We start from the raw sequence: 13,962 nt of genomic DNA, 5'->3' as shown, positions 1-13,962 counted from the left end.
ACTCTACGTTTACTTACCGCCAGTGTAGCCAGTCGAATGAAAATCAATCAGCGGAATACAGCCCATGATTGGCGTTAAATCGGCATCCTGACTATTTCAGCCGACGGCTAGGGGAAGGTTCAGGAAAGGTAGAGTACGGCGTCAGGTTTTTTCAGCAGCTCAAAAAGCTCACCCGGGGTGCAACCAGAGGCGTCCACCTGCTGCGCGCGGGTCAAAAAAATCAGTTTGTGAATATGCTTAAGCTGATACCAGATCAGAATAGCGGAAACCGCCAGCGAGCAGTTTTCCGGGCTTTGTCCGCACAATAAGGTGTAATGCCATTCCTCATCCAGTTCATTAGAGAAAAACTGTACGCTTTCGGCTGGGAACAGGGCGCGGATATCTGGTAAAAGATAGTGGCTCACGCTGCGGCTTAAACGCAAAGTGAAGGTTGGCATGGGCATAAGCATTCCTTGTCATGGGAGAGCAACGTAACCTGCTGTCGACGCGCAGGCGCGGCATCCGTACCAGTCTGGCGTAGGTGAATAAATACCATCTTAGTTAATCCCCATTGAAGTTCAACGGCTTAAACTGCCGGAACGCTTTTTTCAGACATAATGTGAAGCCGACAACATAAAACCGCCGGCTGGACCAGGAGACGAAATGAAAAGAACCGCGATGTTAGTTTGTATGTTGGTCGTTGCGGGCTGTGCCGCAAAAACAGATAAACCTGCTGCGCTGGGGATGAAAAATCCGGCAGCCGTTTACTGCGTGGAGCAGGGCGGTAAGCAGGAAAGCGCTGCAACCTCAAAAGGAGAAGTCAGTTTTTGCCTGCTGCCCACCGGCGAGCGGATTGAACAATGGGCGCTTTATCGTCGGGATCATAAAAAGTAACGTCAGCTTCGAAGATCTGCATATGTCGTCCGTTTTTCAGCTGCTCAGTCACGTCCTGGATCTCATTTCTGAAAAAAATAAAAAAATCACCAATCTCACACAATTGGTGGAATTTTGTACTATTTCACCCCTAAATCAAATTGATTGTTTGCTGTACACCCTTATTCCATAAGGTCTGAAGGGAATACAAAAGAAAATTCTTATATATCAGGATGATGATCTGTCATTCTCAAAATCTATTCCTGTAGCATTTTGTTACACATTTTCGTTTCCGATCGGGCGTGGAACGTTTTTACACTCTGGCTATTGGGTTTTATCCGAATTTTTATATTTCAGACAATTACCCAAAAATACCGTGTCGACATGCTGGTGAATGGAATGCGCCCGCTTTTAATTCCGGGATTTAGATGCTCGTCGGATGACGTGAACCGGGAAGATGTTCAGGCTGGGTTTGCCTTTCTTATTAATTTCTCACTGGCATTGACCGTTTCTATCATTCCATAGAACAGGGACAGCCATGTCTAACTCTTCCTTTCAGTCCGAAATACCCAAGGCACGTATTAATTTAAAACTTGATCTGCATACGGGTGGGGCGAGCAAGAAAACCGAGCTCCCCCTGAAATTACTGGTGGCGGGCGATTTCAGTAATGGCCAGGAGTCTGCACCCTTATCTGAGCGCAAAAAAGTTAATCTGAATAAAAATAACTTTGACTCAGTGCTTTCCGAATATTCTCCAAAAGTAAATCTTACCGTCAAAAACACGCTTGCCGGTGACGGTAGCGAAGACAATATCAGCCTGACATTCCAGAGCATGAAAGATTTCACCCCTGAGCAGGTCTCCCGGCAAATACCCCAGCTGAAGGCGATGCTTTCCATGCGTAATTTGCTTCGTGATTTAAAAGCGAACCTGCTGGATAACCAGGCTTTCCGAAAAGAACTGGAAAAAATTCTGCTCGACCCGGCGTTAAGCGCAGAACTCAGAGCCGAACTCTCCGCCCTGGCCCCGAAGCAGCCATAACGGTCACGATGTTTTAACGGATTAATAAGGAAGATGTTGATGTCTGTAAAAAATGAGAATGCCGCGGGTGGCGAGAGTGTGGTGCTTGAACGTCCTGTAGCAGGTGGGGTTTATGCGTCCCTGTTTGAAAAAATCAATCTGAACCCGGTGTCCGAGCTGAGCGCACTGGATATCTGGCAGGACGCGCAGGCGATGTCGGATGCGACTGCGGATGAACGTTTAACGGCCGGGATGCAGGTATTTCTCGAATGCCTGACAAAATCGGGCTCAAAAGTTGAAAAACTCGACAAAAACCTGATTGACCATCATATCGCGGAGCTTGACTACCAGATTAGTCGTCAGCTTGATGCCGTCATGCACCATGAATCCTTTCAGGCAGTAGAAAGTCTGTGGCGCGGCGTGAAATCCCTGGTCGACAAAACCGATTTCCGTCAGAACGTGAAGGTTGAACTGCTGGATATGTCTAAAGAAGACCTGCGTCAGGACTTTGAAGACAGCCCGGAAATCATCCAGAGTGGGTTGTATAAACACACATATATTGATGAGTATGACACCCCGGGCGGCGAACCCATAGCGGCGCTGATTTCTGCCTACGAATTTGATGCGTCTGCACAGGACGTCACCCTGCTGCGCAATATTTCGAAAGTGTCTGCCGCAGCGCATATGCCGTTTATCGGCTCTGCCGGCCCGACATTCTTCCTGAAGGATTCGATGGAGGATGTGGCCGCCATTAAAGATATCGGTAACTACTTTGACCGCGCCGAGTACATCAAGTGGAAATCCTTCCGCGAGACGGACGATTCCCGCTATATCGGTCTGGTGATGCCGCGCGTGCTGGGCCGCCTGCCGTATGGCCCGGACACCGTACCGGTGCGCAGCTTCAACTACGTCGAAGAAGTGAAAGGTCCGGATCATGACAAATATCTGTGGACCAACGCCTCGTTTGCCTTTGCGTCCAACATGGTGCGCAGCTTTATCAACAACGGCTGGTGCGTGCAAATTCGTGGCCCGCAGGCCGGTGGCGCCGTGCAGGATCTGCCTATTCATCTGTACGATCTGGGCACCGGTAATCAGGTCAAGATCCCGTCAGAAGTGATGATCCCGGAAACCCGCGAGTTTGAGTTCGCTAACCTCGGCTTTATCCCGCTGTCGTATTACAAAAACCGCGACTACTCGTGCTTCTTCTCCGCTAACTCAACCCAGAAACCGGCGCTGTATGATACCGCGGATGCGACCGCCAACAGCCGTATCAACGCCCGCCTGCCGTACATCTTCCTGCTGTCACGCATCGCCCATTACCTGAAGCTTATCCAGCGCGAAAATATCGGTACGACGAAAGACCGTCGCCTGCTGGAGCTGGAGCTCAATACCTGGGTGCGCAGTCTGGTAACGGAAATGACCGATCCGGGCGACGAGCTGCAGGCTTCCCACCCGCTGCGCGATGCGAAAGTGATTGTGGAAGATATCGAAGACAACCCGGGCTTCTTCCGTGTCCGGCTGTTCGCTATCCCGCACTTTCAGGTGGAAGGGATGGACGTCAACCTGTCACTCGTTTCTCAGATGCCGAAGGCGAAATCGTAAGGTAAGGCAGGAAGCCGATGAAAACGGAACAACCGTTGTGGGGCAGGGGCGTTATGGTCTCTCCCCAGCACTTCCAGCAACAGGCTGCTTATGCGGCCTGGTCTGTGGAGTGCATCGCCCGACTGGGCCTTTCGCACCCCTGGGGGATGATTGATGCCACTTTCGAACCAGATGCACTGAAACTGGGCCGTCTGCAGGCCCGTCATCTGCACATCCGTTTCCCCGACGGGACGCTTATCGACACGGATAATGCCGATGACCTGCCGCCGGTGCTGGCGCTTGAGGGCGAATCACAGGAAGTGATGGTGGTCCTGGCGCTTCCGCTGCTGCGGGCAAATGGCGGTAACTGCCTCAAACCCGATGAGGTGGCCGAGCGCCCTGTTCGCTATCGCCAGCGCTGGCGAGATGTCCGCAACACCTTTGGGAACGATATCCGACAGATTGCGGTGATGCAGCCAGAGCTGACGCTGCGTTTTGCCCATCAGAACAACAGCGATTATCTGACCTGTCCGGTCGCCCGTCTGCAGCAGGATTCGCAGGGGAACTGGGCACTCGATGAAACCTGGCTTCCGCCACTGCTGGCTCTGCAGGGCAGCCGCTGGCTGATGACTCAGCTGGAACAGCTGATGACGCAACTGCGTGCCCGTCTGAGTCGCCTGATGGATATGCGCCGTGAAAGTAACGAGCGCATGGCCGATTTTGCCGTGGCGGATGTGTCTCTGTTCTGGCTGCTCAATGCCCTGAACAGCGCAGAACCCGTGCTTGGACAGTTTCAGCGGCACCCGCAAAGTCCACCGGAGCGTCTGTACCCGGAACTGGCACGGCTTGCGGGCAGCCTGCTAACCTTTTCGCTGGAACACCAGGTGAGTGCTATTCCGGTCTGGCAGCATGAGCAGCTGAATAACGTCTTCCCGCCACTGTTTGACTTACTGGGCGAACTGCTGGAAGCCAGCCTGCCGTCGCGGGTAGTAGCGATTGAGCTTGAGCATGATGCCCGGCTTCACTTCTGGCAAGCCCGTCTGCATGACCCACGCCTGCGCGAAGGGGCAGATTACTACCTCTCCGTGCGTTCACCGATGCCGGTGGCACAGCTACAGGAACAGTTCCCGCGTCAGTGCAAGGTGGGCAGTCCCGATCATGTCAGGAGTATCGTCAATTCATCACGAGTGGGCGTTCCTCTGACGCCGCTGCGTCATGTGCCGGCCGCCATTCCACTGCGTCTGGAAAACCAGTATTTCAGCCTCGATGTCTCTCATCCTCTGGCCACCGAAATGCTTCAGGGGGGCACCTGTATGTTTTACGTTCCGGGCATGCTCGGCGAGCCTGAACTCGAACTCTTTGCGGTACTGAGAACATGAGTGAGAGTAAACGCGGCGCGGCCGCGTCCATTGATATTGATGCCCTGCTGCAGGACACCTGGCTGCAGGTGATCAGCCTGCGTCATGGTCCAACGTTTCAGGATGGAGAAGGGCGCACGTTGTGGGAGCGCTGCATTGTTGATGTCGAGCGTGTGCAGCGTGAGCTGAAAGCGAGCGAACTCGATGAAGCCAGCTGTCAGCATATTCTCACTGCACAGTGTGCACTGCTTGATGAGGCGGTTAAAGGTCGCGATGTGGAGGATGATGCCTGCGTGCAGTGGTATGACATTCCCCTGCAGGGACACTTCCTCGGCACCATGGATGCCGGTGATACGCTGTGCGATCGCATGCGCGATGTGCTGCGTGAACCGGCGCCTGACCACGCTGTCGTGACCTGCTTCCAGCGGGTCATGATGCTGGGGTTCCTCGGCAGTTTCCGCTCTCTGAACGACCCGGATCGCCAGAAACTCGTCAACGCGCTCAGTGAATATGTCACGCCGTTCAGCTATCCACAAACCCATCCGATACTGGCAGAAAGCCGTATCGGGCGAGGAATGGGCGGCTGGCTGGCGTCATGGCCCGTGCGTATTGGCCTGAGCGTGATAGTGGTTGCCGCGCTGTGGTGGGGACTGAGCCACTGGCTGGATCAGATGCTGCTGACCCTGCTGCCGGGAGCCGTGAAATGAGTCCTGCACAACAGCGCGGACTTGCGCTGTGGGCCGCCCTGCTGAGTGCAGTGGTCTGCCTGGGCTTCCTGCCGTTGTCCCGACTGGTTTCTGTGCTCGTTCTGCTTACCATTCTGGGGCTTATTCTGGCGTTCTGGACTGTTGCCAGTCGTCGTGCGGAGCATCACGGCACCCTGCGTCTGGATGACCTCCCGGAAGCCACTTACCGTCAGCCCGTGGTGCTGGTCTGTGGCGATCTGCCGCTGGCATGTATGCAGCAGTCACCGGTGCTCACGGTCACACAGGGATGCTGGATCCGCGTGGAGGATCATCAGGATCTGGAGCAGGTAGTCCGCCAGGTACTGTGGTTGCGACCTGACTGGGGCCGCCAGCTGTCGGTGATGGTCAGCGTCTGTCCGCAGAAACACGCCGACAGCGAAGCGCTTACCAGTCGTCTGCTGGCTCTACGCTGGAAAATCAGCCAGTTACGTAAAGAGACGGGTCATTCTGTGCCGCTGGTTCTGAATGGTCAGGTTGGCAGCGCAATGACGAATGACATGCTGTGGCAGGCGGCTATCCCGGGAGAAGGGGTGAGGGTCTGGCGTGAGTCTTCAGTGCCGAGCTCAATCGCTGCATGGGTCACTACCGGTGGGTCGCCTGCGATGCAGCAACAGGTGCTGATAAACAGCCTGATGAGCTGGTTCCATCAGCACGTCAAAGCTGTCTTTATGGATGAGAACCCCGACGTTTCTGTCATTGCGCCTGTCGCAGTGCTGTGGGGAATGGGACCGATCCTTGCCGGAAGTCTGGCCACATCGGCCTGGACGGCGTGGCTTTCCCGTCATACTGCGATGCAGCAGGTGGCAGGCTGGCAGCCGGTGGGAACGGACAGTACGGTTATCTCCCCCTTCCCGGATTTTATCCTGCCGCTGCTGCCCGAAGGGCGAGGCCTGACGCCGCGTGGGCGAGCCTTCCGTTGTGCGCTCGGGGTTTTCACGCTGGCGGCCATTGCTGCGCTGCTCAGCAGTGGCTGGAACAATTGCCAGCTGCTGCAGCGTGTGAGCTTCGATATTGCCCGCTATGACCGTATTCCGATGCATGACTTCGGGCCAAAAGCCGACGCCGTTGCCGTTCTGCGTGACGATGCGGCAGAGCTGGATGACCAGGCGCGCAATGGCGTACCGGTGCGGATGGGCCTTGGTCTGTATCAGGGGGAGCGGCTGCGAATGCCTGTGTTGGATGCGATCCGTTCGTATGTGCCTCCACCACCGCCGCCTGAACCGCAGCCGAAACCAGCGCCGACAATTATTCGCCTCGACAGTATGTCGCTGTTCGATTCCGGCAAATCGGACCTGAAAACCGGCTCCACCAAAATGCTGGTGAACTCGCTGGTCGGCATCAAGGCGAAGCCAGGCTGGCTGATTGTCGTGTCAGGTCATACCGATAACACCGGTAACCCGAAACTTAATCAGACGCTGTCCCTGAAACGTGCCGAAGCGGTGCGCAACTGGATGCGTGACACCGGTGATGTACCGGAAAGCTGTTTTGCGGTGCAGGGCTATGGCGAAAGCCGCCCAATCGCAACCAATGACACTCCGGATGGGCGTTCGCTTAACCGTCGTGTCGAAATCAGTCTGGTACCGCAGGCCAATGCCTGCCAGATACCGGGCCACACCCAGGCGTTATCGCAGGATGATGACGCTTCACAACACAATGGAGAGTAATTCCATGGCAATTCCTGTTTATCTTTGGCTGAAAGACGACGGCGGCGCGGACATCAAAGGATCTGTGGACGTTCAGGATCGTGACGGCAGCATCGAGGTTATCGCTCAGGAGCATAACCTGTACATCCCGACTGACAACAACACCGGCAAGCTGACCGGTACCCGTATCCATACCCCGTTCCTGTTCACCAAGGAAATCGACTCGTCCAGCCCGTACCTGTACAAGGCTGTGACCACCGGTCAGACCCTCAAGTCTGCGGAATTCAAGTGGTACAAAATCAACGACGCGGGTCAGGAAGTTGAGTACTTCAACACCAAACTCGAGAACGTGAAAGTGGTGAAAGTGAATCCGGTGATGCACGACGTCAAGGATCCTGCTTTCGAGAAGCATAACCACCTCGAGCAGATCGAGCTGCGTTACGAAAAAATCACCTGGACCTATAAAGACGGCAACATTATTCATTCCGATTCGTGGAACGAACGCGCCACCGCCTGATTACGCGTCATATTTCGCGCCACAGGTGCGTTGGCTGCGTTCGCTCGCTCCGGTCACATAGTTATCTAGGTTCCCGGAGACTTACGAACTTGCCGCCTTCCCGTGACACGAACTATTTAGCGTAATCGCTTAGTGCGCCATATATCGCGTAATCCCCGTTCTTAAGCGGAGGGGGTGACCTTTCCGCTGTTTTTTGCTGAACCTCTGCCCGCGCGGGCGTTGAGCAAAGAAACCCACAAACTGCCAGCCCGACCGAATGCGCTTTGGTCCCCTTCACGGGAAACAGCGATGGGCGGTAGCGTGTCCAGGAACCGACAAAGAGAGAGATTCATGGAAAATCCAGCCATCCTGTTGCGACGTCTGAACCCTTACTGTGCCCGTGCGATGGAAGGCGCGGCGTCGCTCTGCCAGACCCGTGCCCATGCTTCAATCCTGCCAGAACACTGGCTGCTGAAACTGCTGGAGCAGGGGGAAGGTGACCTGACGGTGCTGGCGCGCCGCTACGAGTGGGATATGGATGCGCTGTGGCAGGAGCTGCTCGGCTGGCTGGATAATCAACCGCGCTCGGTACGTCACCGCCCGCAGTTATCCGCCGATATCCAGAAACTGATGCAGGAGGCCTGGATGCTGGCCTCGCTGGCAGGCGAAGAGCACATTCGCAGCGTTCACCTGCTGATGGCGCTGACGGAAAATCAGCGACTGGCGCACTGTGACGGGCTGTGGCCGCTGCTGACTTTGGGTCGGAGTCAACTGGAACGCCTTCGTCCTCTGCTGGACGCGCAGTCCGACGAGCGCACGGAGTTGCAGCAGGAAGCGGAACTGGCACAGAGCCACGGCGGTGAGGTGGCGTTTGTGGGGCGCCCGGTCGGTGCAGAGCTGAAAGAGGGCGAACTGAACCCGGCGCTACAGAACGCACTTGATAAATTCACCCTCGATGTCACCGCCAAGGCCAAAGAGGGCAAGATTGACCCGGTGTTCGGCCGTGACACCGAAATTCGCCAGATGGTCGACATTCTTTCCCGCCGTCGTAAAAACAACCCGATCCTGGTCGGCGAGCCAGGCGTGGGGAAAACCGCGCTGGTCGAAGGCCTGGCTTTACGCATCGCCGAAGGCAACGTGCCTGAATCCCTCAAACCGGTCATCCTGCGCACCCTTGATCTTGGCCTGTTGCAGGCGGGCGCAGGCGTGAAAGGCGAGTTCGAACAGCGTCTGAAAAACGTCATCGACGCAGTGCAGCAGTCACCGACGCCGATCCTGCTGTTTATCGACGAAGCCCACACTATTATCGGTGCCGGTAACCAGGCCGGTGGTGCGGATGCAGCGAACCTGCTGAAACCCGCACTTGCCCGCGGTGAACTGCGCACCATTGCCGCGACCACCTGGTCTGAATACAAACAGTATTTCGAGCGCGATGCCGCGCTGGAGCGGCGCTTCCAGCGGGTGTTGGTCGACGAGCCCGACGATGATACCGCCTGCCTGATGCTCAGGGGCCTGAAATCCCGCTACGCAGAACACCATAACGTTCACATCACCGATGACGCCGTCCGTGCGGCCGTTACACTGTCTCGTCGCTACCTGACCGGACGCCAGCTGCCAGACAAGGCCGTTGACCTGCTCGACACCGCGGCCGCACGCGTACGCATGAGTCTCGATACCGTGCCGGAACAAATTGTGCGCCTGAAAGCACAGCTGACCGCCCTGGAGCTGGAAGAGCAGGCACTGCTGGAAGATATCGCCGCCGGCAGCAACCGTCATGGTGACCGCCTGAGTGCCATTGCGCTGCAGCGGGCTGAACTGGATGTACGAATTCAGGAGCAGGAAGGCCGTTTCAGCAACGAAAAGGCGCTGGCACAGCAGCTGATGGCCAGCCGCCAGGACATCAGCCCGCAGGCTGAAATTACCGACCTGCAACAACAGCTGGAACAGGCGCAGCAGGGCGATGTGCTGGTGCAGGTGGATGTCGACAGTCGAACGGTCGCGAACGTGATTGCCGACTGGACTGGCGTACCGCTCTCATCATTAATGAAAGACGAGCAGACTGAACTGCTGACCCTGAAAAACGAAATCGGCAAACGCGTGGTCGGGCAGGATGTGGCGCTTGAAGCGGTCGCCCGACGCCTGCGTGCGGCGAAGACCGGGCTTACGTCAGAGAACGGTCCGCAGGGCGTGTTCCTGCTGGTCGGCCCGAGCGGGGTGGGTAAAACCGAAACCGCGCTGGCGCTGGCGGATGTGCTGTACGGCGGCGAGAAGTCGCTCATCACCATCAACCTGTCAGAATACCAGGAGCCGCATACCGTTTCGCAGCTGAAAGGCTCCCCGCCGGGCTACGTCGGCTACGGACAGGGCGGGATCCTCACTGAAGCGGTACGCAGGCGCCCCTATAGCGTGGTGCTGCTTGATGAAGTGGAAAAGGCGCACCGCGACGTGATGAACCTGTTCTACCAGGTGTTCGACCGTGGCTTTATGCGCGACGGCGAAGGACGTGAAATCGACTTCCGCAACACCGTTATCCTGATGACCTCCAACCTCGGCAGCGACCACCTGATGCAGCTGCTCGATAAACAGCCAGACGCCACCGAAGCGGACCTGCACGAACTGCTGCGCCCGATTTTACGCGACCACTTCCAGCCGGCGCTGCTGGCCCGCTTCCAGACGGTGATTTACCGCCCGCTGAATGAGCCCGCCATGCGCACCATCGTGGAAATGAAGTTTGCTCAGGTGAGCAGGCGCCTTAACCGTCACTACGGCCTGACCACGCATATTGATGAAAGCCTGTATGACGCACTGACCGCCGCCTGCCTGTTACCGGACACCGGCGCACGCAACGTCGACAGCCTGCTCAACCAACAAATCCTGCCGGTGCTGAGCCAGCAGCTGTTAACCCACATGGCTGCGAAACAGAAACCACAGTCGCTATGCCTTAGCTGGAGTGAGGAAGAGGGGATTGGGCTGGAGTTTGACCGTATACAAGGAGTGCACGCATGAGCAGTAATCCCCCGATCAGATTCAGCCACAACCATCACCAGCTGTCGGTGAAGGGATGTGAAGCAGAGCTCGATGTGCTGGCGTTTGAAGGCGATGAAGCCCTGAGCACGCCGTTCAGTTACCGTATTGAATTCACAAGCTCTGACCATGCCATCAGCAAAGAGATGATGCTGATGAAAGCGGCCTCCCTGACGCTGCAGGCGCCGGAATACCTGGGTTCCGGCATCAAAGTGCAGCAGGCCGTGCGAACCCTTCAGGGGGTGGTGAGCGGCTTTGAGCGCCTCAGCACCTCAAAGGATGAAACCCACTATGCCCTGACGCTCCGGCCACGCCTGGCGCTGCTCGACCGTTCGCACCAGAACGCGATTTATCAGGACATGTCGGTCCCGCAAATCGTGGAAAAAATCCTGCGCGAGCGCCACAACATGCGCGGTCAGGATTTTCTGTTCTCACTCTCAAAAGCGTACCCACGCCGTGAGCAGGTGATGCAGTACGGCGAGGACGACCTGCACTTTATTACCCGCCTCTTGGGTGAGGTCGGCATCTGGTTTCGTTTTACCACCGATAGGCGCCTGAACATCGACGTCGTGGAGTTTTACGACGGTCAGCAGGGGTATGAAAAAGGCCTGACGCTGCCATCGGTTCCGCCATCAGGACAGCATTCGGACGGAGTGAACTCGGTGTGGGGCATGGGAAGCCATCATAACGTGGTGCAGAAGCAGGTCAGCACCCGTGATTACAACTACCGCCAGGCCACGGAGGACATGAACACCCTGGTGGATGCGACCCGGGGCGACAGCACCACTTACGGCGATGCCTATCACTATGCCGACAACTATCTGACTCCCGGCAGCGCTTATGACCGCAATCCGGCTCCCGAGTCCGGGGCGTTTTATGCCCGGATTCGTCATGAGCGCTACCTGAATGGCCAGACGCAGACTCATGCCGTCACCAGCTGTCCGACCCTCTCTCCGGGTCAGGTACTGAAAGTCACCGGCGGGTACGAAGTGGCAGAGGTGTTTGCTCAGGGCGTGGTCATCACGGCGATGCACAGCCATGCGCGCCGTGATGAAGATTTTGGCGTCAACTTCGACGGTATCCCGGACAGCACTGATTTCAGTTTCCGTCCTGAGCCTGGCTCACGTCCGGTGATGGCCGGCACATTGCCGGCCCGCGTCACGAGCACCACCGAGAACGATACCTACGGTCACATCGATAAAGACGGTCGCTATCGCGTCAACATGCTGTTTGACCGTGATAACCGGGAGACCGGGTTCGAGAGCCTGTGGGTCCGTCAGTCCCGCCCGTATGCCGGCGACACGTACGGCCTGCACCTGCCGCTGCTGGCGGGCACCGAAGTGGCGATTGGTTTTGAGGACGGTAACCCGGACAGACCGTACATTTCTGGCGTACTTCACGACTCGGCGCACGGCGACCACGTCACTATCCGAAACTACAAACGTAACGTCCTGCGCACCCCGGCGAACAACAAAATCCGCCTCGATGACAGTCGCGGCCAGGAGCATATCAAGGTCTCCACCGAGTACGGCGGCAAGAGCCAGCTGAATCTCGGACATTTAGTGGATGCGGAAAAGCAGAAGCGCGGTGAGGGTTTTGAGCTCAGAACCGACAGCTGGGGAGCCATCCGGGCACAGAAAGGGATGTTCATCAGCGCTGATGGCCAGACAAAGGCGCAGGGCCAGGTACTCGATATGGAGCCTGCGCTCGCAAGGCTTTCAGCAGCATTAGTGGAAATGGAATCCCTTGCAGCCAGCGCGCAGCAGGCTCAGGCACTGGCTGCCGATGTCGGTCGTCAGCAAAAACTCCTGAAGCAAAAAATCGAACAGTTACATGAAGAGGTCATCCTGGGCAGTGCACCGAAAGGGATGGCGCTGGTGAGTGGTGAAGATATGCAGTTATCAGCCAGTGATAATCTGACGCTGACCGCAGGCAAACAACTGGATGTCGGGGCGCAGAAAGATTTCACGCTGGCTGCGGGTAAACAACTCAGCCTGTACAGCCGTGAGGGTGCAAAACTGTTCAGCTCACATAACGATATTGATATTCAGGCTCAGGGCGGGAATATCACCACCTGGTCCACGCAGGACACGCATATTTCGAGTGGCAAGAAACTGGTTGTTACGGCACAGGATGAGTTGACGCTGATATGCGGTGGAGGTTATATCAAAATCAAAGGCGGAAATGTTGAGATTGGTGGGCCTGGCAAATTGCTCATTAAGAATACTGGTATCAAGAAGGCTGGCTCCGGCAGTATGCAGGGGGTGATGAAGTCGTTTGAACCCGCCACGTTTGATGAAAAATTTGTCATTACCCATCCCGTTTCAGGTAAGCCGCTGGCAAATCAAAACTATGATATTCATATGCCTGATGGAAAGATTTTGTCTGGCGTTACAGATAGCTCAGGCAATTCATCATTAATAATGTCAAAAGCGGTTGATGGACTGAAGATCGTGCTGAAAAAATAGAAAGGAATAGAGTTATGATGAATCTGATTATGCGGATGTGCTTTATATATAGTGTGTTTGTTCTGAGTGGATGTGTGGCAGGCCCTTATGGTGGAGGTGTTGCCTTTGTGAATCCCTTTCCTGCAATGAGTGATACGCAGACAAAAAATTCAGGTAAGGAAAAACAACAGCCCGAGGTGTATGGGCCGCCACAGATAATTTATCGCATTGATAAAGATCGTTACTTTACGCTTGAAGAGTACACTCGCTGCGAAAATGGGAAAACATTTTATAACAATAAAGCGAAAGGGATTCATACCCAGATATCGCCTTCTTCAGGTTATTTATTTAAAGGACGACTTTTTTGGTTGTCAACTCGCGATGACTATCTGGCTTTCCCGTTAACAGCAAATAATAACAAAGCTGCTTGTATGGGGTCTGATAAAGGATGTTTAAATATAATTTTTGTAACAACTGATGGTGGAAAAAAAATGCGATCAGTTACTTACGGGTCAAATACGCAGGATCCTAACGGTGATACAAAAGACTATGACATGCTGGTGACTGATGAAGGTTTTTATTTGATAAATTATTGGAATGGCAGAAGAACACCCACTAATGGTTCTGTAGATAAATGGACTTTTAATCCAGCCACTAAGGATTCAAATCCTGCATACCCTGGAGTTACAGGCCCTGTGTATTTGAAAGATTTTGAAATGGATGTTTCTAAAGTGATTCAGGAAAAAATGCAATGCGATAGAAAACTTGAACCTGTTCAATACACAGGGGGGCTATAA

Annotated in this window: 11 protein-coding genes; 10 read left to right on the top strand and 1 reads right to left on the bottom strand. The window is 55.3% G+C overall.

From position 1 onward, the window contains the following. Nucleotides 1-119: 119 nt before the first annotated feature. Nucleotides 120-443: a hypothetical protein gene (locus tag AAGQ96_RS15185; RefSeq protein WP_342753970.1), complete on the bottom strand. Its 324-nt coding sequence runs from the start codon at nucleotides 441-443 to the stop codon at nucleotides 120-122. A 199-nt stretch (nucleotides 444-642) separates the two neighbouring features. Here AAGQ96_RS15185 and AAGQ96_RS15180 point away from each other — a divergent pair, with 199 nt between their 5' ends. The 10 genes from AAGQ96_RS15180 (at nucleotide 643) to AAGQ96_RS15135 (ending at nucleotide 13,962) form a co-directional block, all read left to right on the top strand. Next, complete coding sequence (locus AAGQ96_RS15180; protein ID WP_342753969.1) at nucleotides 643-873, top strand: DUF333 domain-containing protein; 231 nt, start codon at nucleotides 643-645, stop codon at nucleotides 871-873. 517 nt (nucleotides 874-1,390) lie between these two features. Next, nucleotides 1,391-1,891, top strand: coding sequence for a type VI secretion system contractile sheath small subunit (gene tssB / locus AAGQ96_RS15175; RefSeq protein WP_147199064.1), 501 nt, complete (start codon nucleotides 1,391-1,393; stop codon nucleotides 1,889-1,891). 33 nt (nucleotides 1,892-1,924) lie between these two features. After that, nucleotides 1,925-3,472: a type VI secretion system contractile sheath large subunit gene (gene tssC / locus AAGQ96_RS15170; protein WP_342753968.1), complete on the top strand. Its 1,548-nt coding sequence runs from the start codon at nucleotides 1,925-1,927 to the stop codon at nucleotides 3,470-3,472. Between the two features lie 17 nt (nucleotides 3,473-3,489). Beyond that, the gene (tssK, locus tag AAGQ96_RS15165; protein WP_342753967.1) at nucleotides 3,490-4,830 is read left to right on the top strand and encodes a type VI secretion system baseplate subunit TssK; all 1,341 of its coding nucleotides are present in this window, start codon (nucleotides 3,490-3,492) and stop codon (nucleotides 4,828-4,830) included. Next, on the top strand, nucleotides 4,827-5,516 hold the full coding sequence (gene tssL, locus AAGQ96_RS15160; protein WP_342753966.1) for a type VI secretion system protein TssL, short form: 690 nt from the start codon (nucleotides 4,827-4,829) through the stop codon (nucleotides 5,514-5,516). The genes tssK and tssL overlap by 4 nt, the downstream gene beginning before the upstream one ends. Beyond that, a complete protein-coding gene (locus tag AAGQ96_RS15155; protein WP_342753965.1) occupies nucleotides 5,513-7,219 on the top strand; it encodes an OmpA family protein in 1,707 nt (568 codons plus the stop codon). Before tssL ends, AAGQ96_RS15155 begins: the two co-directional genes overlap by 4 nt. Nucleotides 7,220-7,223: 4 nt before the next feature. Continuing rightward, entirely contained in the window at nucleotides 7,224-7,715 is a 492-nt protein-coding gene (gene hcp, locus AAGQ96_RS15150; protein WP_342753964.1) for a type VI secretion system effector Hcp, read from the top strand. Between the two features lie 330 nt (nucleotides 7,716-8,045). Continuing rightward, nucleotides 8,046-10,700 (top strand): type VI secretion system ATPase TssH, encoded by a 2,655-nt coding sequence (tssH, locus tag AAGQ96_RS15145; protein WP_342753963.1) that lies wholly within the window; start codon nucleotides 8,046-8,048, stop codon nucleotides 10,698-10,700. Continuing rightward, nucleotides 10,697-13,186, top strand: coding sequence for a type VI secretion system tip protein VgrG (vgrG, locus tag AAGQ96_RS15140; protein WP_342753962.1), 2,490 nt, complete (start codon nucleotides 10,697-10,699; stop codon nucleotides 13,184-13,186). The genes tssH and vgrG overlap by 4 nt, the downstream gene beginning before the upstream one ends. Before the next feature lie 14 nt (nucleotides 13,187-13,200). Next, nucleotides 13,201-13,962 (top strand): hypothetical protein, encoded by a 762-nt coding sequence (locus AAGQ96_RS15135; RefSeq protein ID WP_342753961.1) that lies wholly within the window; start codon nucleotides 13,201-13,203, stop codon nucleotides 13,960-13,962.

This window comes from Pantoea sp. MBD-2R (assembly GCF_039134845.1).
Classification (GTDB): Bacteria; Pseudomonadota; Gammaproteobacteria; order Enterobacterales; family Enterobacteriaceae; genus Erwinia.
The sequence above is the reverse complement of the archived record's forward strand: the minus strand, read 5'-3'. Positions and strand labels throughout refer to the sequence as shown.

What these genes read in the sequence shown, in the direction of transcription:
- AAGQ96_RS15135 (WP_342753961.1), top strand. Translation starts at nt 13,201, where the DNA reads ATGATGAATCTGATTATGCGGATGTGCTTTATATATAGTGTGTTTGTT.
- hcp (WP_342753964.1), top strand. Translation starts at nt 7,224, where the DNA reads ATGGCAATTCCTGTTTATCTTTGGCTGAAAGACGACGGCGGCGCGGAC.
- AAGQ96_RS15185 (WP_342753970.1), bottom strand. Translation starts at nt 443, where the DNA reads ATGCCCATGCCAACCTTCACTTTGCGTTTAAGCCGCAGCGTGAGCCAC.
- AAGQ96_RS15155 (WP_342753965.1), top strand. Translation starts at nt 5,513, where the DNA reads ATGAGTCCTGCACAACAGCGCGGACTTGCGCTGTGGGCCGCCCTGCTG.
- tssH (WP_342753963.1), top strand. Translation starts at nt 8,046, where the DNA reads ATGGAAAATCCAGCCATCCTGTTGCGACGTCTGAACCCTTACTGTGCC.
- tssL (WP_342753966.1), top strand. Translation starts at nt 4,827, where the DNA reads ATGAGTGAGAGTAAACGCGGCGCGGCCGCGTCCATTGATATTGATGCC.
- tssB (WP_147199064.1), top strand. Translation starts at nt 1,391, where the DNA reads ATGTCTAACTCTTCCTTTCAGTCCGAAATACCCAAGGCACGTATTAAT.
- vgrG (WP_342753962.1), top strand. Translation starts at nt 10,697, where the DNA reads ATGAGCAGTAATCCCCCGATCAGATTCAGCCACAACCATCACCAGCTG.
- AAGQ96_RS15180 (WP_342753969.1), top strand. Translation starts at nt 643, where the DNA reads ATGAAAAGAACCGCGATGTTAGTTTGTATGTTGGTCGTTGCGGGCTGT.
- tssC (WP_342753968.1), top strand. Translation starts at nt 1,925, where the DNA reads ATGTTGATGTCTGTAAAAAATGAGAATGCCGCGGGTGGCGAGAGTGTG.
- tssK (WP_342753967.1), top strand. Translation starts at nt 3,490, where the DNA reads ATGAAAACGGAACAACCGTTGTGGGGCAGGGGCGTTATGGTCTCTCCC.